Genomic DNA, 21283 nt, shown 5'->3' on the forward strand with positions numbered 1-21283 from the left:
CCATCGGCCCGGGCTGCCGTCGCCGGGGTGCTGCCGCCCGGGTGCCGTCGTCCGGGCCGTCCTCGCCGGGCTGCCGCCGCCCGGGCTGCCCTTGGCGGGCGGTCGGGGAAGAAGGCCGGCCGCGGCGGCCGTCCGACGTCTGACTGGCGTGGGGGAGCCGAGTCGGGCTGTACGGGACGGTCGCCGCGGCCGGGGTCTGGGGCCGCGCGGAAGGCCGGGGGCCTGGGAGGCCGGAAGCCGCCCGGAGCCCGGCGGGTCACGCGGGGGCGGCCTCCACGGATTCCGGCAGGTGGAGGGCGAGCTGTTCGGTCAGGTCGCGGACTTCGGCGACGTCACCGAAGTCACGGACCGCGGTGCCCACGGTCTTGCGGAGCCGGTTGTTGACCCGTTCGGAGCGCACCTGCTTGGCGATCCGCAGGGCCTTCGCCAGGTGCACGGTGGACGCCTCGGGCTCCCGGTCCATGAGGTCGACGGTGGCCAGGCCGATCAGGTTGAGGGCGAAGGAGCGCTGGTGTTCGCCGTCCTCCTCGAAGAGCCGGACGGCCTGCCGCATCTTGGGGCGGGCGAGCGAGGCGTACGTGGGGCTGCGGCCGGCGACGTAGGCGAGGTCGCGGTACGAGTGCGCGTTCTCGGCGTTCAGCTCGGCCTCGGAGAAGAAGCGGATCCAGTCCGGATCGCCGTCCCCCGGGGTGCAGTCGGAGAAGCAGTCCTCCGCCATGCCCACGGCGCGCTTGCATTTGGCGGGCTGGCCCATGGTGGCGTACGCCCGGGCCTCCATCGCATACAACATGGCCTGGATGCGGGGGGTCGCCGTCTCACGTGATCCGTACTGCCCGAGGTGAATCAGTTCGAGCGCGTCCTCCGGCCGGCCGAGGTGGATCATCTGCCGGCTCATGCTGGAGAGGACGTACGAGCCGAGGGAGCGGTCGCCCGCCTCCTTGGCGGCGTGCAGGGCGAGCACGAAGTACTTCTGGGCGGTGGGGTGCAGGCCGACGTCGTAGCTCATCCAGCCCGCGAGCTGCGCGAGTTCGGCGGCCACCTTGAAGAGGCGTTTGGACGTCTCGTCGGCCTGCGGCTCCTGGAGCAGGTCGGTGACCTCGTGGAGCTGGCCGACGACGGCCTTGCGGCGCAGCCCGCCACCGCACTGGGCGTCCCACGCGCGGAACATCATGGTGGTGGACTCCAGCAGGTCCAGCTCCGGCCTGGAGAGCTGGGCGCGGCGGGAGCGGTCGCCGCCGCCGGACGACGCGGCACCCGTGGGCGAGGTGGGGACCAGCCAGCGCTGCATGGGCTCGATCAGGGCGGGCCCCGCCGAGAGGGCGAGCGAGGTGCCGAGGAAGCCGCGCCGGGCGAGCATCAGGTCGCTGCGGGAGAACTCGCTGATCAGCTCGACGGTCTGGGGCGCCGCCCAGGGCAGGTCGACACCGGAGGCGGAGGGCGACCTGTGGGCGGTGCGGAGCCCGATGTCCTCCACGCCGACGACACAGCCGAACCGCTCGGAGAAGAGCTCGGAGAGGATCTTCGGGATGGGCTCGCGCGGCTGTTCGCCGTCCAGCCAGCGGCGGACCCGGGAGGTGTCGGTGCTGATGTGGTGGGCGCCCAGTTGCCTGGCCCGGCGGTTGACCTGCCGCGCCAGCTCGCCCTTCGACCAGCCGCTGCGCAGAAACCAGGAGTTGAGCTGCTCGTTGGGACGTTTCTCGGCCTTCTCGGCCTTCTCGGCCTTCTCGGCCTTTTCGAGTTTCTCGGCCTTCTCGAGCGCCTCGGTTGCGCCCGGCTTCTCCGCCCGCTCGGCCACGCCGTCCTGCTCCGCCCGCTCAGCCCTGCCGGCACCGCCGGTGCCGCTGACGCTGCCGTCCACTGGAACGCCCCCATCCAGACCGTCCGGTCCCGCACTCGCCCGTGCGGACCGCTGAGTGGCGAACCACCGGCGCACCGCGCCGCTCACGCCGCCCGCCCACCACATCGCTCCATGGCGGCTCAACAGCCGCACAGGAAAAGGGAGTACGGGCGCGAACGTGGTGGCGGCACTCCGTAGTGCCGCCGCGGTTCACACACCGAAAGTAATCCTACGATCACGGTCGAAGCGAGTGCAGTCCAGGAAACGCCACCATTCGCCACCCCAAGGAATGAACGCGCCACGCCCGCCGCGCGATTGACTTGACATGGGCACCGGAATGCACGGCGAGCGGGGTCCGGCAAGGGGCGAACCGGAGTGAACGACGGCGCGCATCGCAGGTCACACACCCTGCCGCGCACCGTCGCGCCGCCATGAAGCGGCCCCCGCGACGGTACGTGTCCAGGACACTCCGACCCGTAACCAACCGCGAAGAGGACCCGTTGGAGGGGGCATGGGCTTCACAATCGGCGGCATCCGGGACCTGCGGGCGAGTTCCCGGCGCCGGGGCCGCGCGTCCGATGCCGTGACCGTGGTGGCGGAGTGCACCGGGCTGTGGGGCTGGGACGTGGCGCCCGGCGCCCGCGCGGTGCGGGCGGGGCAGCAGGTGGCGTGCTCCTGTGGGGCCGCCGACTGCCCGTCCCCCGGAGCCCATCCCCTCTCCTTCGCCCCCGTGGTCCCGGCCGGCGCCACGCTGGACGAGGCCGCGACCGCCTGGGCTCAGGTGCCCGGCGCGGCCGTCCTGTTGCCCGTAGGACGCTCGTTCGACGTCCTGGAGGTCTCCGAGGCGGCCGGGCGGCACGCACTGGCCCGGCTGGAGCGGATGGGGCTCCCCCTGGGCCCGGTGGCCCTCACCCCGCACGGCCGTGCCCTGTTCTTCGTCGCGCCGGGGGCCGCCGCCGAACTCCCGCAGTTGCTCTACCGGATGGGCTGGGACGACGCCCGGCTCGACCTACACGGTCTCGGCGCCGGCGACCACGTCACCGCGCCGCCGTCCGACTTCGCCGGGCTCGGCCCGATGCGCTGGCTGCGCCCGCCGGCCCTGGACACCGCCTTCCGGCCGCCGGAGGCCCGGCTGCTGCTGGGCACGCTGGCGTACGTCTGCCACCGCTCGGGCACGGCCTGACGCCTCAGGTCCCCCACCGGCCTCCACCGCTCGGGCACGGCCTGACACCTCTGGTCCCCCGCCGGCCTCCACCGGTCGGGCACGGCCTGACACCTCTGGTCCCCGCCGGCCTCCACCGGTCCGGCCCCGTACCGCCCATGCGTCCCGTGCCGCGCAGCCGTCCCGGGAACGCGAAACGGGCCCTGCCGCGCGCTCTCCGCGGCAGAACCCGTTCCTACGCTCCGGCCGGACCGTCGCCCGGCCCTCGAAGGCCGTCCGCCGGTCTCCGAAAGCCGTCCGGCGTCCGGCGTCCGGCCCGGGAAGGCCGGTGTCCGGTCCCCGAAAGCCGTCGCTCAGTCCCCGATCAGGGCGTCGACGAACGCCTCCGGTTCGAACGGCGCGAGGTCGTCCGCGCCCTCGCCCAGGCCGACCAGCTTGACGGGCACGCCCAGCTCGCGCTGGACGGCGACGACGATGCCGCCCTTGGCCGTACCGTCGAGCTTGGTGAGCACGATGCCGGTGATGTTGACGACCTCGGCGAACACCCGGGCCTGGACCAAGCCGTTCTGGCCGGTGGTGGCGTCCAGGACGAGCAGCACCTCGTCGACCGAGCCGTGCTTCTCGACCACGCGCTTGACCTTGCCGAGCTCGTCCATGAGCCCGGTCTTGGTGTGCAGCCGGCCGGCGGTGTCGATGAGGACGACGTCCGCGGCCTCCGCGATGCCCTCCTTGACCGCGTCGAACGCGACCGAGGCGGGGTCGCCGCCCTCGGGGCCGCGGACGGTACGGGCGCCGACGCGCTCGCCCCAGGTCTGGAGCTGGTCGGCGGCGGCGGCGCGGAAGGTGTCGGCCGCGCCGAGGACGACGGACTTGCCGTCGGCGACGAGGACGCGGGCGAGCTTGCCGGTGGTGGTGGTCTTGCCGGTGCCGTTGACGCCGACGACCATGACGATGCCGGGCTTCTCCTCACCGTTGACACCCACACCGGGCTCGGTGTGAACGCTGCGGTCGGCCTCGGTGCCGACCAGCGTCAGGAGCTCCTCGCGGAGGAGGTCGCGCAGTTCGTCGGGGGTGCGGGTGCCGAGCACCTTGACGCGCTCGCGCAGCCGCTCGACCAGTTCCTGCGTCGGCGCGACGCCGACGTCGGCGGTGAGCAGGGTGTCCTCGATCTCCTCCCAGGTGTCCTCGTCGAGGTGCTCCCGGGACAGGAGCGTGAGGAGCCCCTTGCCCAGGGAGTTCTGCGAGCGCGAGAGGCGGGCGCGGAGCCGGACGAGCCGGCCGGCGGTGGGCTCGGGCACCTCGACGGCGGGCGCCTCGGGCGCGGGCTCGGGCTCCGCGACGGGCGCCGGCGCCTCAGGGGCCTGCTCCGTCGGCGGGAGCTCGACCTCCTCGACGGTGCGGCGCTTCTCTTCGCGCGGGGTCTCGGCCTCCTCGCCGACGTGGGGCTCGGCGGGCGGCGCGGTGACGGACGGGCTGCTCGGCGGCGGAGCCGGGGGTAGCTGCTTCTTTTTGCGGCTGCTGACCACGAGCCCGCTGATCGCGCCGAGCGCGACCACAGCGATGACTACAGCGATGACTACAGCAAGGATGACGATTTCCATAACGGACCCAGTATCGGCCACCCTGCCGTCCGGGCGCCGCAGCGCCCGGCGACGCGGCACTCTTGTGCTTTTCCGGCGGCGGCCGTATGCCCGTCGCGCGTTTTCCCGCCGTCGCTCTTGTGGCTTCCCACAAGGACCAATGGCACTAACTGCGCAAAGTTGGAAGTAAGTACGATGGTCCGGGCTGCGCGACGCGCGTAGAGTCCGACTGTTCCTTTCTGTCCCCCCGCTGTTCAGGCCCCGCCCTGTTCACACCCCGCACGGAGCCCCCGATATGGCCCCCACCATGGACAACGCTGCCGAAGGCGCCAACGTGTCCAGCACCGACGGCGCCGCGAGCGCCATCGAGACGCGCGGCATCGAGCCCGTCCCCGACCACGAGCGGCACGGCCGGGTCCGGGAGCTCTTCCCGACCTGGGTCGCCGCCAACATCAGCGTCCTGCTGCTCACCATGGGCGCGGCTCTGATCGTCTTCAACTCCCTGAACTTCTGGCAGGTCCTGATCGTCGCCGCCTGCGCGGCGCTGGTCTCCTTCGGGCTCGTGGGCGTCCTGTCGGTCTCCGGCAAGTGGGGCGGCGCGCCGGGCGCGATGCTCTCCCGCGCGACGTTCGGTGTGCGGGGCAACCTCTTCCCGGGCGCGATCCTCTGGGTCGCCCGCTTCGGCTGGGAGACGATCAACGCGGTCACCGGCGCGTACGCCGTGCTGACCGTGCTCGACCTGGTCTTCGGCGTGAAGAGCAACACCGCGCTGATCGTGGTGACGCTGCTGGCGTTCGTCGCGTGCACGTTCCTGGTGAGCGGCATGGGCCGCAAGGCGCTCAACGTGTGCAACACCTGGTCGACCTACCTGTTCGGCGTCTTCAGCGTGCTGGTGCTCGCCTACCTGATCGCCAACATCGACTGGGACGAGGTCTTCTCCAAGCCCGCGGGCACGACGGCCATGGTGGTCGCCGGTGTCGGCACCATCGCCGCCGGCGGCATCAGTTGGGTGCCCACCGGTCCGGACTTCGCGCGCTACCTGCCGCACTCCGCCTCCGGCAAGAAGATCGTCGGGACGACGATCTCCGGTGCGGGCCTCGTCATGGTGCCGATGGTGCTCATGGGTGCCGTGATGGCCGTGTCCACCCCGGACCTGGCGAACGCCGCCGACCCGGTCTCCTTCCTCGGTGACATCCTCCCGACCTGGCTGGCGGTCCCCTACCTGATCACCGCCATCGTCGGCATGCTGCTGATCAACAGCCTCTCGATGTACTCGGCCGGCTTCACCGCCCAGACCATGGGCGTCAAGCTGCCGCGGGCCATGGCGGTCAGCATCAACGCCGTGATCTCGCTGGTCGGCGGCCTGATGCTGATGCTCGTGGCGAAGAGCTTCCTGAGCTCCTTCATCACCTTCCTGATCCTGCTCGCGGTCTCCTTCTCCGCCTGGATCGGCGTCTACGCGGTCGACATGTTCCGCCGCCGCACGCGCGCCGTGCGCTACGACCCCGAGGCCCTCATGGACACCGGCCGTACCAGCCGCTACTGGTATGTCGGCGGCTTCTGCTGGCAGGCCATGACGTCCTGGGCTGTGGCCCTGCTCGCGGGCCTCTGCTTCACCGACTGCTCCTGGTTCACCGGCCCGCTGGCCACCACCTTCATCGGCAAGTACGGCCTGGGCTGGGCCGCGACCATCGTGATCTCCGCGATCATCATGGCCGTCCTCCCCACCCCGCGCGAGAACGGCGCCGCCCCGGTCCCGTCGCAGCGCGAGAACGAGCCGGCCCGGCCGAAGGCCACCGTCTGACGGCTCCGCCGCTCCGTACGGAGCGCCCCCGCACCGGTTGCCGGTGCGGGGGCGCTGTGCTGTGCGCCCGGCTCAGCACCCCGCCGCGCCCGCGAGCAGCTCCCGCAACCGGCCGGGCGGGCAGAGCGCCTCACGCCCGTCCGGCACCGGCAGCAGCCAGAAGGCGCCGGGCGGGTGCCGCCGGGTCGGTACCGGGGTGGCCAGGTAGTTCGTGTGACAGCTCGCCCCGACGCAGTGCGTGTGCGGCACGTCCCAGTTCCCGGCGGCGTCCGGCGGCACCAGCACGCTGTACCGCTCCCGCCGCCGCGACACGATCACACCCGCGGTGATCCCACCCTCCCGGAACCGCCCCGCCACCGCGTCCCACTCCCCGCTCGCGCCCCCGCCCTCGACCAGCGCGGCGGGAATGTGAACGACGTCGAAGTGGATCCCGGCCCGCAACGTCGCCGGCAACCCCTTGGCCCACGCCTCCCGCGCCACCCGCGGGTGCACCTCCCGCGAAACGAGCCAGGCGGCTGCGCCGGTGGCGAGCCAGGGGTGGAGGCGGATGAGGTCGTTCATGGGCACGGCTTTCCCTTCGGTGTGGCGGGGGGCGCGTGAGGACGGGCCGGCGGTTCCGGCCGGGCGGGGCCCGGGCACACCGCGTCCGCCACTGCCATGGCAGGGACAAGCACAGGACCGGGACTCGGTGTGATCACCGCTGGCTTCTCCGGAGACGCAGCGGATCGTCGTGGCACCGGGGCAGGAAGAGTGCTGTCCGAGGCGACAGAGATCGGATGGCAGTGAGCGCTCTTCTGCCCTGCGGGGGATTGCGGGTGCTCGACCCGCAGCGCTGCTGTTCATGAGGCTCCCGGAGGCGCGCTGGTGGACGTGATGTCGCGCCGACCGTACGGCTGCGGGAAAAGCGGAAGGGGCAGGAATCCTGCCCCTCGCTCACGAGTTCGCCCGGTGCGTCTAGGCGGCCAGGATGCCCAGCCGCACGGCGAGTTCACCGGCCCGCCGTCGCCTTTCCGGGCTTTTGGACTCGGTTTCCTCCAGCACGATCCGTCGCGCGTAGCCGTTGTAGGCGATCGTTTCCGGCGCGGCCGCGTGGGCCTTGGCGAGGGTGGCGAGGGCGATGTCCGGCTGGTTGTCGAGATGGTGGGCGCGGGCCTCCTCGATGCGGTGCCGTGCCCGGCGAGGACGGGAGGGGATCAGATCCCCGTCCGCCCTGGCGGACTGCCTGACCGACTCGGGGCCCGCCCTCAGTTCCACGGCGATGGTGACGGCATGGGCCGACATCACGGCTGTGGAGAACGACGTGACGGGGTGGTAGTACCCGGGCGGCAGGCTGTCCGCGACAGTGCGGGCCTGATCCCACCAGCCCCACGCGGTCCCGGACTCACCCCGCCGTGCCGCCGTGTACCCCGCCTCGAAGCGCAGCGCCCCGACGACGGCGCGAACGTCGGCGCCGGCATTCGCGAGCAGCGGTTCCAGAAACCGCAGCGTCGCCGCGTTGACCGCGTCCGCCGCGTCGAAGCGCCCGGCGTCGCGGTGGGCCTGGACTGTCAGCCAGGCGGCGACGCCGACGGCGTGCGGGTCCTCCGATTCCTGGGCCGCCACCGTGCCGCGCTCGGCCACCCGCCAGAGGAGAGCCTGGTCGGGCTGGTAGGCCAGGAAGAACTGGGCCAAGGAGTAGACCTCGGACAGGATCGCCTGCATCGCCCGCCGCTCGGCTGACGTCTCGGCGGCGTGCGCACCGCACTGCGCGTCTCGGATCAGGTCAGGCAACAAAGCGCCCACGACTTCGCGGTGGTTGGCAGCCGAGTGGCGGGCCGCCCAGGCCCGGTCGAGCCGCTGCCGCAGGTGCTCGACGGACGACGGCTCACGGTCGCACCGGACCGGGAAAGCGTCGACCGCCTCCCGCACGGCGGGCAGAAGCCGGTGCCCCGGGCCGGTGAACAGCTCGGCCGACAAGGCAGGATCGCCGGTGAGATCGGCCAGGTCGCGCACGCGCAGAACCTCCGCGATACGCAGGATCATGGCCAGGGACGGGGTGTTGATGTCACCGTTCTCCACCTGCTTCACCCACGAGGGCGACCGCCCGAGCAGCCCGGCGAGCACCGGGCGGCTCAGCCCGCGGCGGGTGCGCAGGATCTGCATCCGCTGGCCGAAGACCAGGGGATGGGCGTACGGGTCCGGGGCGGCGTCCGGCATGGGCTGGCCCTCCTTCGCGCGGCTCGACACGGCCAGCGTAGAGCGTGCATGGGTGCGCACGGCATCGAAGGAGCCTATGTACGAAGGGCCGTTGATGTCGGTGGACCGTCCGGTCGGCCACCACGACACGGACCGGTCGGTGCGCCCCCCGGTCTCAGCAGACATGGCAGATCCAGCAAGGAGTGGACGCGCCACTCCGCCACAGCGGCTTCCGTGCTGCCCGACCACAGATATCCCAACGGCCCTCGCCGCAGATGCGCTGTGCGGAACCCGGCGGCAGCCGCGGGAACGCAGTCGTTGGCAGGGTGGTCACCCACGTAGACCGTGCGTCCGGGCGACGTTCCGGCCAGCTCGGCGACACGGCGGAAGAAGGCGGGGTCCGGCTTGGCCACCCCCCACTCCTCCGAGGTGGCGACGGCATCGACAGGCAGGTCCATGGCTCGCAGCAGGTCACCGGCCCGGGCCGTCTGGTTGCCGGCCAGGAGCACTCGCAGACCGGCTGAGCGAAGCGCGCGCAACGCCGGTCTGGCATCCGGGTAAAGGTCCGACTCGTCGAGCTCTTCGCCGAACCCCGCCACTTCCTTGGCACGCATTTCGGCGGCGAGATCGATACCCGGCCGGAGCATGCGAATCGCGTCGGCGTTGTCTCGCCCCTGCGCCACGACGGCGCCGACGAGCGCGGACAGGGTGTGCCGGGGAACGGCGAGCCAGTCCGCCCAAGAAGCCCACCCACGGTCGTCCTTGATGATCGTCTCGCCGATGTCGAACACCACTGCCTCGATCACGCGAAGCAGCCTACGGGACGGAACCGTCTGCGCGGCGGCGAAAGCGCCCGCCGTCCAGCGCAGAAGCCGAGCACGAGTCGGACGTCAGGCAGCCGCCACACGACCGAGCCACAGGGCGACTTCACCGGCCCGTCCGCGCCGTTTCGGGCTTCTGCACTCAGGACGTCGTGGGCGGAATCGTGCGGCGGGCCCGGACCTGCTCCGGCCATCGGTCCGGGCTCGTCTCCCGTCCGGTGACGTGCCGTCGTTCACGCGCGGGGCGAACGCCGCCCTCAGCGCCGCAGCGCCGCCTCCTCGTCCATCCGCGACAGCTTCTCCGGGTTGCGGACGGCGTAGAAGCCGCTGATCAGGCCGTCGTCCATGCGGACCGCCACGACGGTGTCCAGTTCGCCGGCCAGCCGGAAGAGCAGCGCCGGGTGGCCGTTGACCTGCGTCGTCAGCAGCGATGTCTCCTCGGTGATCCGGGACAGCGAGCCGAGGAGCAGACGGGCGACCTTGTCCGCGCCCACGACGGGCCGGAGGACGGCCTTCTTGACGCCGCCGCCGTCGCCGAGGAGGACGACGTCGGGGGCGAGGATGTCGAGCAGGCTCTGCAGGTCGCCTGTTTCGACCGCCCGCCGGAAGGCGTCGAGCGCGCTCCGGGTCTCGGCCGGGGAGACGGTGCCGCGCGGCCGGCGGGCGGCGACGTGGGAGCGGGCCCGGTGGGCGATCTGGCGGACGGCGGCGGGGGTCTTGTCGACGGCTTCGGCGATCTCGTCGTACCCGAGGTCGAACACCTCGCGCAGGACGAACACCGCCCGCTCGGTCGGCGCGAGCGTCTCCAGGACCAGCAGCATCGCCATCGAGACGCTGTCGACGAGCTCGACGTCCTCGGCCACGTCGGGGGCGGTGAGCAGCGGTTCGGGCAGCCAGGTCCCGACGTAGGACTCCTTCCGCCGGCCGAGGGTCCGCAGCCGGCCGAGGGCCTGGCGGGTGGTGACGCGGACGAGATACGCGCGCCGGTCCCGCACGGTGTCGAGGTCGACGGCCGACCAGCGCAGCCAGGTCTCCTGGAGCACGTCCTCCGCGTCGGCGGCCGAGCCGAGCATCTCGTAGGCGACCGTGAACAGCAGGTTCCGGTGGGTCACAAACGTGTCGGTGGCGACGTCCGCGGAGGTGCCGGTGCCGCACGCGCCCCCGCCCGGCGACCCGCCCGCGGGCCCTCCCTGCCGGACCTCGCCCGGCTCCTCCGTACGCGTGCCGTGCTCGCTGTTCACCTTCTGCTCCCCCGTGTTCGTTTCCGACCGTGTCACGTGCATCGGACACCGCTCACCGGCACTTTGTGACACCCTTCGCCGGTGGTCCTCGTCACATCCGCACACCGTCACAAGGCGCCGCCCGGCGGCATCTCATGGTCGCCAGTGCCACACCACACCGTGAGGACGACGTCATGGACACCCGTTTCGACCTGTTCACCAACGAGTTCGGCGCCCGGTTCACCAAGCGGTTCGCCAACGCCGGCGTGCTGCTCCACCAGTCGTCGCTGCCGCAGTCCACGCAGGAACTGGTGTCGCTGCGCGCCAGCCAGATCAACGGCTGTGGCTGGTGCGTCGACATGCACACCAAGGAGGCGGTGGCGGCCGGGGAGAGCCACGCGCGGCTGCACCTGGTGGCCACCTGGCGCGAGGCCACGGTGTTCACCGAGGCGGAGCGGGCCGCCCTGGCGCTCGCCGAGGAGGGGACGCGGCTGGCCGACGCCCACCAGGGCGTGTCCGACGAGACGTGGGCCCGGGTCCGCGAGCACTACGACGACGACCAGATCGCCGCGCTCGTCTGCCTGGTCGGGCTGATCAACGCGGCCAACCGGCTCGCCGTGATCGTGCACCAGCGGGGCGGGTCGTACGAGGCGGGCATGTTCGCCTCCGCACTCGACTGACCGCCGCCCGGCCGACCCCCGCCCGGCCGACCGGTGCCGGGATGACCGGCGCCCCGCTGATCCGCGCCCGGCTGATCCGCACTCGACTGCCCGCGCCCGGCCGACCGGCACCCGGTTGAAGGACGCCCACTTGAAGGACGCCCACGTGAAGGGCGCCCGGTTGAAGGCACCCGCCCGGCCGGCCCCGCTACGGTGCCTCCGCGAGCCGGTGCCGCGAGTGCCACACCGCGGCGGAGATCCGGGCCAGGAGACGGGCGGCCGGGTCGTGGACGTCGTCGCCGGAGCCGAGGGGGCCCGTGTAGCAGACGGCGACCGTGTAGGGCGGGGCGTCGGACGGGTGGACGACGGCGGCGCTGTGGCGGAGGCCGGTGACCCAGCCGTTCTTGCCGGCGAGCCGGGTGCCCGGGGGCAGGCCGGCGGCGAGGTCGACGGCGTGGGCGTTGTGCTCCAGCAGGGCCAGGACCTCCGGTTCCAGCGATGCCAGGAGGGCGGCCAGGTCGCGGGCGGTGACGAGGTTCTGGAGGCCGGCGGCGCGGGCGGGGTGGTCCTCGATGCCGCGGACGACGGTGCTGCGGGTGGCGCCCGCCCGTCGCCAGACCTCGGCCACGGCCGCGTACCCGACCTCGGCCAGGCAGAGGTTGGTGGCCAGGTTCGAGGAGTGCGTGACCATCCGCTCGGCGAGCCAGCGCAGCGGGACCGGCTCGCCGAGCCGTCGCCAGGGCAGTGGATCGCTGTCCTCGGCGGGGTCGTTGGCGTAGGTGCCGCCGGCCGCGGAGAGGAAGCGGTTGACGACCGGAACGGGCCGGTCGAGGTCGGTGCCGGAGCGGTGGAGGGCGGCCAGGACGGCCACTTTCATGGTGCTCGCGGCGTAGTGCGCCGCGTCCGCGTTCCGCTCGATCACCGGGGGGCGGCCCTGAGGAGTCACGACGAGGGAGAGCACGGTCTCAGCGTAGACAGCGGAACGGCCGCGTAGACAGCGGAAAGGCCGCCCCGGTGCGAAACCGGGGCGGCCTTTCCGTGGAGACGGGCGGCGGGGGGATGTCAGCCCATCTCCTCCAACGCCTTGCCCTTGGTCTCCTTGACGTACTTGAGCACGAAGGGGATGGAGAGCACGGCGAAGACCGTGTAGATGATGTAGGTGCCGGAGAGGTTCCAGTCCGACAGGCTCGGGAAGCTGGCCGTGATGGCCCAGTTGGCGATCCACTGGGCGGCCGCGGCGACACCCAGCGCCGCGGCGCGGATCCGGTTGGGGAACATCTCGCCGAGGAAGACCCAGACCACGACGCCCCAGGAGAGGGCGAAGAAGAGGACGAAGGCGTGGGCCGCGATCAGGGCGACGGTGCCCTGTGCGGTCGGCAGCGAGCCGTCGCCGGCCTGGGAGGAGAACGCCCAGGCCTCCAGGGCCAGGGAGACGGCCATACCGGCCGAACCGACGATCGCGAGCGGCTTGCGGCCGATGCGGTCGACGAGGAGCATCGCGACCACGGTGCCGACGATGTTGATGATCGACGTGGTGAACGAGTAGAGGAACGAGTCGCTCGGGTCGATGCCCACGGACTGCCACAGGGTCGCCGAGTAGTAGAAGGCGACGTTGATGCCGACGAGCTGCTGGAAGACCGAGAGGCCGATGCCGACCCAGACGATCGGCAGGAAGCCGGCCTTGCCGCCGAGGAGGTCCTTGAAGCTGGACTTGTGCTCGCTGCGCATGGCGTGCTCGATCTCGGCGACGCGGCCGTCGAGGTCGACGCCCTTGCCCTCGACGTCGGCGAGGACGGCCTTGGCCTTGTCGATCTTGCCGACGGAGATCAGGAAGCGCGGGGACTCGGGGATGGCGAAGGAGAGCAGGCCGTAGAGGACGGCCGGGACGACCATGACGCCGAGCATCAGTTGCCAGGCCTCGATGCCCAGCACCTTGCCGCGCTGGTCGCCGTCGGCCGCGTTGAGGATGCCCCAGTTGACCAACTGCGAGACGGCGATGCCGACGACGATCGCGGCCTGCTGGAAGGAGCCGAGGCGGCCGCGGTAGGCGGGCGGGGAGACCTCGGCGATGTAGGCCGGGCCGATGACCGAGGCCATGCCGATCGCGATGCCGCCGAGGACGCGCCAGAAGGCCAGGTCCCAGAGGGCGAAGGGCAGCGCGGAGCCGACGGCGCTGATGGTGAAGAGGGTCGCCGAGATCTGCATCACGCGGATGCGGCCGATCCGGTCGGCGATGCGGCCCGCGGTCGCGGCGCCGATGGCGCAGCCGATCAGCGCGATGGCGATGACCTGGGCGAGGGCGGCCGAGCCGATGTCGTACTTCCCGCGGATGCCCTCGACCGCACCGTTGATCACGGAGCTGTCGTAGCCGAAGAGGAAGCCACCCATGGCCGCGGCCGCGGTGATGAAGATGACGTGGCCGAGGTGGTCCGGCTGGGCCTTGCGGCCCTCGGCCCCCTGCGCCATCGCAGTGCTGGTCAACGTGTACTCCTGGGTTCCTCGGCGACGTTGCCGGGAAAGGTGTGGGGGTGGCCTTTCCAGTGGGTCACATGATCCAAGTGCCCACCAGTTGAAGGCATAAGCAACGCAGCAGACCCTATGTCTTCATTTGGCGAAGTCAATACTTTGTGACGAAGAACTATCCCTGGCGTTTGCGGTAGTTTGCCTTCATTACTTGAAGGCGATCATGAAAAATGCCCGGAATGCGGGGCTGTTTGAGCCATGGATGATCACCGACCGGCCGGCCGACAGGGGAGAGATCCGGTCACCGCAGCCGCTGGCTGATGACCTTTGAGACACCGTCGCCCTGCATGGACACGCCATAGAGCGCGTCGGCGACCTCCATCGTCCGCTTCTGGTGGGTGATCACGATCAACTGCGAGCTCTCCTGGAGCTCCCGCATGATCCCGATCAGCCGCTGGAGGTTGGTGTCGTCCAGCGCCGCCTCGACCTCGTCCATCACGTAGAACGGGCTGGGCCGCGCCTTGAAGATCGCCACCAGCAGGGCCACGGCGGTCAGCGACCGCTCGCCGCCCGACAGCAGCGACAGCCGCTTCACCTTCTTGCCCGGCGGCCGGGCCTCCACGTCCACGCCGGTGGCCAGCATGTCGTCGGGGTCGGTCAGGACGAGCCGCCCCTCACCGCCCGGGAACAGCCGCGAGAAGACGCCCTCGAACTCCCGGGCCGTGTCCCGGTACGCCTCGGTGAAGACCTCCTCCACCCGCCGGTCCACGTCCTTGACCACCTGGAGCAGGTCGGCCCGGGTCTTCTTCAGGTCCTCCAGTTGCTCCGAGAGGAACTTGTGCCGCTCCTCCAGCGCCGCGAACTCCTCCAGCGCCAGCGGGTTCACCTTGCCGAGCTGCTGGTACGCCCGCTCGGCGGCGCGCAGCCGCTTCTCCTGCTCGGCCCGGACGTACGGGACGGGCGCGAGCTCCCGAGGCTCCTCGCCCTCCGGCGCGGGCGACGGCGGCACCAACTGGTCAGGACCGTACTCGGCGGCCAGCGCCGCCGGCTCGATGCCGAACTCCTCCAGCGCCTTCGCCTCCAACTGCTCGATCCGCAGCCGCTTCTCGGCACCCAGCACCTCGCCCCGGTGCACCGAGTCCGTCAGCTTGTCCAGCTCGGACTTGAGCTCCCGGGCCCGGTTGCGGCGGGCGACGAGCTCGCGCTCGCGCTCGGCCTTCGCCGCCTCTGCGGCCCGCCGCTCCTCGTCCGCGCGGACCAGCGACACCTCGACGTGGGCCAGCAACTGCCGGGCGCCGGCCGCGACGGCGGTGGCCACCTCGGCCTCGTGCCGCAGTCGGGCGCGGCGCCGCTCGGCGCGCTCCCGCGCCTCCCGCTCGGCGCGCGCCGCACGGTCCAGCGAGTCCGCCCGGCCCGCCAGCGCCTTGACCCGCTCCTCGTGGGTGCGGAGCTGGAGCCGGGCCTCCATCTCGGTCTGCCGGGCGTTGGCGCCGTCGGCGGCCAGCCGGTCGCGGACCGCCGTGTCGGGCTCGTCAAAGGCTTCGCCGAGCTCGTCCTCGCCCAGTTCCTCGGCCGCGGCCAGCCGCGCGGCCAGCTCCTCGGCCTCCTCACGCGCCCGGACCAGGGCCTCCTCCGCGTGGGCCGCGGCGGCGGCGGCCCGTTCGGCCTCGCCCGCCGCCGCCCGGGCCTGCCCGGCGAGCCCGCCGAGCACCTGCGCGGAACGCGACTTCTCGCGGTCCGCGGCGCTCAGCCGGGCGGCCAGCTCCTCGACGGCGGCGGCGCACCGGCCGCGCTCCTCCCCCGCCTCCTCCTGCGCACGGGCCAGCGCGGCACAGCGCTCGTCCAGCTCCGCCCGCTCGGCGGCGGCCTCGTCGACGGCCGCCCGCACCTCCAGCAGGCTGGGCGCGCCCTCGGAGCCGCCCTGGGCGAGGTGGGCGCCGAGGACGTCGCCCTCGGCGGTGACGGCGGTCAGCTCCGGACGCCCGGCGACCAGCCGCTCGGCGTCCTCCAGGGAGTCCACGACCACCACGCCGTCCAGCAGCCGCCGCACGGCGGGCAGCAGCTCCTCCGGGCCGGTGACCAGCCCGGCGGCGTACCGTCCGAAGGGCGGGGCGGGCCGGTCCGGAGCCGCGGAGGAAGGAGCGCCGCCGAGCAGCAGGACGGCCCGGCCGGCGTCCTCCTTCTTCAGGAGGCGCAGCGCCTCGGCGGCGGCCGGGAGGCCGGTGACGGCGACGCCGTCGGCGACGGCGCCCAGCGCGGCGGCCACCGGCAGCTCGTGCCCCGGGGCGACGGTGAGGAGCTCCGCGGCCGGGCCCAGCAGCCCGTCCCACCGCTCCCGCGCCGACAGCAGGGCGTCCGTGCCGTCCTTGCGGCGCAGGCCCAGGGCCAGGGCGTCGTGCCGGGCCGAGACGGCGGCCCGGCGGCGTTCGGCGTCCGTGGCGGCCTCGCGGGCGGCGGCCAGCGCGGCGTCGGCGGCGGCCAGCGCCTCCTTGGCGGCCCGCAGCCGGCCGGCGAGTTCGGCGTCCCCGGCGTCGGTGCCGTCCGCCTCGGCCTGCCGGCGTTCGTACTCCTCGCGCGCCGCCTCGGCACGCTCCAGGGCCTCGTCGCGGGCGGTCGCCAGGCGGCCGGCCTCGGCCTCGGCGGAGGCCACCCGGCCGCGCGCGGCGGTGACCCGGCCCTGCAGCCGGGCGAGCTGCTCGCGCCGGTCGGCGAGGGCGCGGGCGGCGTCGCGCAGCCGGCGTTCCTCCTCGGCGAGGCGGCGTTCGAGGTCGGCGCGGTGGGCGGAGGTGTCCTCCAGGGCCCGGCCCGCGGCCTCCACGGCGGCCTCCAGCTCGGCCTCCTGCTCGCGGATCCGGGCCGCCTCGCGTTCCAGGTCCTCGGGGTCGCGGCCGCGCCGCTCCTCGGCGGGGGCGGCGGTGGCGCTGGTGACGCGGGCGTCCGCGAGGCCGATGGTGCCGCGCACCCGTTCGGCGAGACGGGACAGCTCGTACCAGGTCTGCTGGGCCGTCGTCAGCCGCGGTGCCAGTTCCTCGACCTGCCGCTCCAGTTCGGCCTCGCGCCGGGCCGCCTCGCGCAGCTCGGCCTCGGTGGCGTCCTTGCGGCTCTTGAGCGCGGCCTCGTCGGCGATCTCGGCGCGCAGCGCCTCGCGGAGTGCCGTCAGGTCGTCGGCCAGCAGCCGCAGCCGGGCGTCCCGCAGGTCGGCCTGGATGACGGCGGCGCGGCGGGCGACGGCGGCCTGCCGGCCCAGCGGCTTGAGCTGGCGGCGCAGTTCGTCGCTGAGGTCCTGGACCCGGGCGAGGTTGGCCTTCATCGCGTCCAGCTTCCGCAGCGCCTTCTCCTTGCGCTTGCGGTGCTTGAGGACGCCCGCGGCCTCCTCGATGAAGGCGCGACGGCCGGTCGGGTCGGCGTGCAGGACGGAGTCGAGCTGGCCCTGGCCGACGATGACGTGCATCTCCCGGCCGATGCCGGAGTCGGAGAGGAGCTCCTGGATGTCGAGGAGGCGGCAGGTGTCCCCGTTGATCTGGTATTCGCTGCCGCCGTTGCGGAACATGATCCGCGTGATGGTGACCTCGGCGTACTCGATGGGCAGCGCGCCGTCGGAGTTGTCGATGGTGAGCGAGACCTCGGCGCGGCCGAGCGGCGGCCGCCCGGTCGTCCCGGCGAAGATGACGTCCTCCATCTTGCCGCCGCGCAGCGACTTGGCGCCCTGTTCGCCCATGACCCAGGAGAGGGCGTCGACGACGTTCGACTTGCCGGAACCGTTGGGGCCCACGACACAGGTGATGCCGGGCTCGAAGCGCAGGGTCGTCGCGGACGCGAAGGACTTGAACCCGCGCAGGGTCAGGCTCTTGAGGTGCACGCGGAAGGACTTTACCGTCCTGTCCTGCGCCGTTCCGGGCCCGCGCGGGCCGTTGGCGCGCCGCGACGCGATCCGCGGGCCGTGGTTTCGCCCAGGAACGGGGAGGGCACAGTTGCGGTACGGGACGGGGGGCGAACGCCAGTGGACGACGGTCGGAACGACGGGGGACGCCCAGGGAACGGAGCGGCCGGCCGGTGGGAGCCACCGGCGAAGGCGGGTACTACGACGAAGGGACGCCGAAGCGTCCCTTGCAGATTCTCGAGCGGCTGACAGTGCAGCCCGACCAGGCCCCCGGGGCGGGGCCGACGCGGTCAGGCGAGCGCAGGCTCCGCCTTGGAAACGTCGATGCTGTCGAGCAGCGAGTCACCGCGGTGAGCGGCGGCAGACAGCGCGTCGTTCTCGGCCTGCATCCGGATGAGCTCGGATTCCAGGTCCTGGACTCGCTGCTGAAGCCGCCGCATCTCGGAGAGGACTCGGGGGTCGGAGCCGCCGACGTAACCGAGAAGCGCCTTTGCCATGATGGATGGTCCTCCACACTGAGTGACCGACCTAAGCGGTGTGGGTCGTGAGGGATTCGCACCCGCGGTGCTTGGCTTCGCTCTTGCTCGTGTCTTCCATGCCAAACAGCTAAGGTGCGCGGGGCTTCCAGAGTCTCACCAAATGGTTTGACGGTCAACACGATCACACCGCGTATCGACGGGCGTCCCGGGGGTGCGCGGCGGGTGAATGCGCGGCGCCTTTGCCTGACCGGGCCCGGAGGGCGGGGAGATCATCCGTTGGGGTGCAGCCTTCCATGGCGGGGCCCTCTTGGCAACCATCAGGCAATATCCCTGAGGTGCATATGCCAATGGCATATAAACGCGCGTCCGAGTCTTTCCCGTTTCGCCTTGTTCCCCCCTTCCGGCGGTACCCGGTCAGCGCATCTCGAAGCCGTCGTATCCGCCCCGCGGTGTGGCCCAGATCTCGGTGACGCCGTCCACGCGTCCGGGCGTGTCCCCGCTCCGCAGCCAGTCGAGCAGCCCCTCGCACGCCTCGCGCGGACCCTCGGCCACCACCTGGACCCTGCCGTCGGCGAGGTTCGAGGCGAAACCGATCAGACCTCCGATGCGCAAGGCGTTCTCCCGGGTGAACCAGCGGAAACCCACACCCTGCACATGACCACGAACCCAGGCGGTGAGACGGACACAGTCGTTCATGTCTGCACGCTAACCGGCCAATTAGATAAGCGGCACTTCGACCCCTCATGCCGTGCCGTAAGGTCGCGCCTCGAAAAGGACTAGCCCGTACGAGTGACATCCCACGTGACGCCGAGCACCCAAGGAAGGCAGCGGATGGGTCGCCATCGACGCTCTGCCCCCGTGACCTCCGAAGAAGCGACAGCGAGTCCCCGGGCGGCCAGGGATCCCCTGACGAGCGAGACGGCCGAACCGGCCGGGACGGCCGTGACGACTACGACGCCTGTTCCGTACGACCCGGACGAGGCGCCCACCATCCCCCTCCCGGTGGCGGTCCCCCCACCGGTCGCCGAGGCGCCCGGTCCCGTGCCCGAGGCGGCCCGTCCGGGCAGCCCCGGCCGGCACCGCGGTCCGCGCCGGGCCGAGCACGGGGGCGCGCCGCAGGGGGACGGCCGGGCACGACCGGAAAAGCGGCAGGAGAAGCGGCCGGAGAAGCGGGCGGAGAAACAGCCCGCGGAAACGGCCCGGCAGGAAGGAAAGGCGCCGCGCAAGGGGCGGAAACCCGGCCGGGGCTCCCCCGCGAAGGGCACCGCCGGGGCCGCCGGCGGCGTCGGGGGTGGTGTCGGCGGCGGGGCCGTCCGGCCGCCGAAGGCAAAGGGCCCGGCCCGGACCGGGCTGCTCGGCGCTTCGGCCGCCGTGGCCATGGGGGCCGTGGCCATGGTCTCCGGTCTGCTGCCCGGCAATCCGCTGACCGTCGGCGACAGCAGTGGGGGCGGGCGGGGCGGGGTCCCCGGCGGCCAGGTCCGGGCCGACGCCCCGATCGAGGTGCCGCCCGGTGCCCGGCCCGGGCAGCCGCCGGCGGCCGGGCACACCGGCCCGACCGTCCCGGTGGCCCGGCCGGGGACGGCCGTCGGCACGGCGTACGACCATGCGAGCGCCCGCACGCTGGTCCAGGCCGTCGCACGGACCTCCGCCGGACGCCCGGCGGCCGTCGCGGACATGGCGGACACCGCGACCTCGACGATCCCGACGGTCACGGGAATTCCGGGAGCCCCGGGAGTCACCGCCGCGGCCGCCTCGTCCGCCGCGGCGTCGGCGGCGACGGCCTCCGTCACCGTCCCCGGCTCCACCGCGGCCCGGATCACGGTCGGCGCGCACCGGTCCGACGCGGTACGGGACGCCCCCGCCCGGGCGGAACGGGCGGAGCGGGCGGACTCCGCCCCGGCGTCCGCCCGGCTGCGGGCCGACCATACCGTCGGCCATGCCGCCGACCACGTCGCGGAGACGAGGGCGCGGACCTCGGCGGACCTCGCCGCGGACACCCGGGGCGCCGCGGCGCGCACGGTCGTCGCCCTGGTCAACGCCGAGCGGCTGAAGGTCGGTTGCCGTCCGCTGCGTGCGGACGCACGGCTCACCTCGCTCGCCCAGTCGCTGAGCGAGGACATGGCGCGGCGCGGTTTCTTCGACCACACCGATCCGGACGGCCACTCCCCCTGGGACCGGGCGGCCCGGCACGGCGTCAGGAACCTGGGCGGCGAGAACATCGCCCGGGGGCATGCCGACGCGCACGCGGTGGTCGACGCCTGGATGCGCAGCGCGGGACACCGGCAGAACATCCTCAACTGCGACTACCGGACCCTCGGCGTCGGCGTCCGGCACGGCGCGGGCGGCCCGTGGTGGACGCAGGACTTCGGGTACTGAGGACGCCCGCCGGACACCCCGCCGGACACTCCGTCGGATACCCCGCCGGGCAGCCCGCCTGGTTACGGAGAACGCCGGCAGGCGGGCCGGGGCCCCGGTTTCCGGGGTCCGCGGCCCGCCCACCGGCGGCTGCGGGGCGGTGCGGATCAGAGGGCGGCGCGGCCGGCCACGAAGACGCGGGCCTGCTCGGCGACCCGGCGGCCGAGGTGCGCGGCCGTCTCGATGTCGGCCTTGTGCACGGCCTCGGGGCCCTGGTCGTTGTTGGTCTGCGCCCCCGCGCCGAGGAAGAAGCCAAGGCGGTTGAGGTCGTTCTCCGAGGCCTCGGAGGTGTTCCAGCCCGGGTGCAGACCGAGGCTCACCCAGTGCATGCCGTGCTGGCCGGCGAGGACGGTGAAGAACTGGAGGGTGTGCAGCTTGTCGCCGCTCTTGGAACCGGAGTTGGTGAAGCCGGCGGCGAGCTTGTCGCGCCAGGCGTTGGTGAACCAGCGCTTGGCGGTCGCCTCGGCGAAGCCGTGGAAGGCGCCCGAGGCGGTGCCCATGTAGGTCGGCGAACCGAAGACGATCGCGTCGGAGGCGTCGAGCAGGGCCCACTGCTCGTCGGTGATCTTGTCGACCTCGATCACGTGGACGGTCGCGCCGGCTTCGGCGGCGCCGGCGCGGACCGCCTCGGCGAGGACGGCGGTGTGGCCGTAGCCGGAGTGGAAGGCGATCGAGACGACGGGGGCGGTGGGTGCGCTCATGGCGGGTCTCCTGAGGGAAGTCGGGCGATCCGTCATGGGGGGTCGGATCGATGACCAAAGGAAAGCACTAACTTTTCGTAAGCGCAA

General features: G+C 72.7%; 16 protein-coding genes. 4 read left to right on the forward strand and 12 right to left on the reverse strand.

Annotated elements, in window-relative coordinates; all coding sequences use genetic code 11:
* Nucleotides 1–256: 256 nt before the first annotated feature.
* Nucleotides 257–1858 (reverse strand): transcriptional repressor NsdA, encoded by a 1602-nt coding sequence (gene nsdA, locus ACZ6X9_RS00560; RefSeq protein WP_469775741.1) that lies wholly within the window; start codon nt 1856–1858, stop codon nt 257–259.
* A 490-nt stretch (nt 1859–2348) separates the two neighbouring features.
* Between nsdA and ACZ6X9_RS00565 the strand changes: the two genes are divergently transcribed.
* Nucleotides 2349–3020 (forward strand): bifunctional DNA primase/polymerase, encoded by a 672-nt coding sequence (locus tag ACZ6X9_RS00565; RefSeq protein ID WP_469775742.1) that lies wholly within the window; start codon nt 2349–2351, stop codon nt 3018–3020.
* 332 nt (nt 3021–3352) lie between these two features.
* On the opposite strand, the gene ftsY is transcribed toward ACZ6X9_RS00565, so the two are convergent.
* Complete coding sequence (ftsY, locus tag ACZ6X9_RS00570; RefSeq protein ID WP_469775743.1) at nt 3353–4600, reverse strand: signal recognition particle-docking protein FtsY; 1248 nt, start codon at nt 4598–4600, stop codon at nt 3353–3355.
* Nucleotides 4601–4886: 286 nt separating this feature from the next.
* Here ftsY and ACZ6X9_RS00575 point away from each other — a divergent pair, with 286 nt between their 5' ends.
* Complete coding sequence (locus ACZ6X9_RS00575; protein WP_469776604.1) at nt 4887–6383, forward strand: purine-cytosine permease family protein; 1497 nt, start codon at nt 4887–4889, stop codon at nt 6381–6383.
* Between the two features lie 72 nt (nt 6384–6455).
* On the opposite strand, the gene ACZ6X9_RS00580 is transcribed toward ACZ6X9_RS00575, so the two are convergent.
* From ACZ6X9_RS00580 to ACZ6X9_RS00595, 4 genes are all read right to left on the reverse strand, one after another.
* Entirely contained in the window at nt 6456–6944 is a 489-nt protein-coding gene (locus tag ACZ6X9_RS00580) for a hypothetical protein (RefSeq protein ID WP_469775744.1), read from the reverse strand.
* A 393-nt stretch (nt 6945–7337) separates the two neighbouring features.
* Complete coding sequence (locus tag ACZ6X9_RS00585; protein ID WP_469775745.1) at nt 7338–8579, reverse strand: helix-turn-helix domain-containing protein; 1242 nt, start codon at nt 8577–8579, stop codon at nt 7338–7340.
* Nucleotides 8580–8653: 74 nt separating this feature from the next.
* Complete coding sequence (locus ACZ6X9_RS00590) at nt 8654–9364, reverse strand: HAD family hydrolase (protein WP_469775746.1); 711 nt, start codon at nt 9362–9364, stop codon at nt 8654–8656.
* Between the two features lie 272 nt (nt 9365–9636).
* Nucleotides 9637–10662 carry an RNA polymerase sigma-70 factor gene (locus ACZ6X9_RS00595; protein WP_469775747.1) on the reverse strand — a complete coding sequence of 342 codons (1026 nt, stop codon included), beginning with the start codon at nt 10660–10662 and terminating at the stop codon, nt 9637–9639.
* Nucleotides 10663–10793: 131 nt separating this feature from the next.
* On the opposite strand from ACZ6X9_RS00595, the gene ACZ6X9_RS00600 reads away from it, so the two are divergent.
* Complete coding sequence (locus ACZ6X9_RS00600) at nt 10794–11279, forward strand: carboxymuconolactone decarboxylase family protein (protein ID WP_469775748.1); 486 nt, start codon at nt 10794–10796, stop codon at nt 11277–11279.
* A 187-nt stretch (nt 11280–11466) separates the two neighbouring features.
* On the opposite strand, the gene ACZ6X9_RS00605 is transcribed toward ACZ6X9_RS00600, so the two are convergent.
* From ACZ6X9_RS00605 to ACZ6X9_RS00625, 5 genes are all read right to left on the reverse strand, one after another.
* Nucleotides 11467–12219, reverse strand: coding sequence for a serine hydrolase (locus tag ACZ6X9_RS00605; protein WP_469775749.1), 753 nt, complete (start codon nt 12217–12219; stop codon nt 11467–11469).
* A 101-nt stretch (nt 12220–12320) separates the two neighbouring features.
* Complete coding sequence (locus tag ACZ6X9_RS00610; protein WP_185941282.1) at nt 12321–13739, reverse strand: sugar porter family MFS transporter; 1419 nt, start codon at nt 13737–13739, stop codon at nt 12321–12323.
* Between the two features lie 283 nt (nt 13740–14022).
* On the reverse strand, nt 14023–17580 hold the full coding sequence (smc, locus tag ACZ6X9_RS00615) for a chromosome segregation protein SMC (protein WP_469775750.1): 3558 nt from the start codon (nt 17578–17580) through the stop codon (nt 14023–14025).
* A 311-nt stretch (nt 17581–17891) separates the two neighbouring features.
* On the reverse strand, nt 17892–18098 hold the full coding sequence (locus ACZ6X9_RS00620) for a hypothetical protein (protein WP_004944922.1): 207 nt from the start codon (nt 18096–18098) through the stop codon (nt 17892–17894).
* Between the two features lie 396 nt (nt 18099–18494).
* Nucleotides 18495–18776, reverse strand: a complete 282-nt coding sequence (locus tag ACZ6X9_RS00625; RefSeq protein WP_469775751.1) for an acylphosphatase — start codon at nt 18774–18776, stop codon at nt 18495–18497.
* A gap of 162 nt (nt 18777–18938) precedes the next feature.
* On the opposite strand from ACZ6X9_RS00625, the gene ACZ6X9_RS00630 reads away from it, so the two are divergent.
* Entirely contained in the window at nt 18939–20456 is a 1518-nt protein-coding gene (locus ACZ6X9_RS00630) for a CAP domain-containing protein (protein WP_469775752.1), read from the forward strand.
* A 146-nt stretch (nt 20457–20602) separates the two neighbouring features.
* On the opposite strand, the gene ACZ6X9_RS00635 is transcribed toward ACZ6X9_RS00630, so the two are convergent.
* Complete coding sequence (locus ACZ6X9_RS00635) at nt 20603–21196, reverse strand: flavodoxin family protein (RefSeq protein WP_469775753.1); 594 nt, start codon at nt 21194–21196, stop codon at nt 20603–20605.
* Between the last annotated feature and the right edge of the window lie 87 nt (nt 21197–21283).

Source organism: Streptomyces sp. NPDC052910, assembly GCF_055585605.1.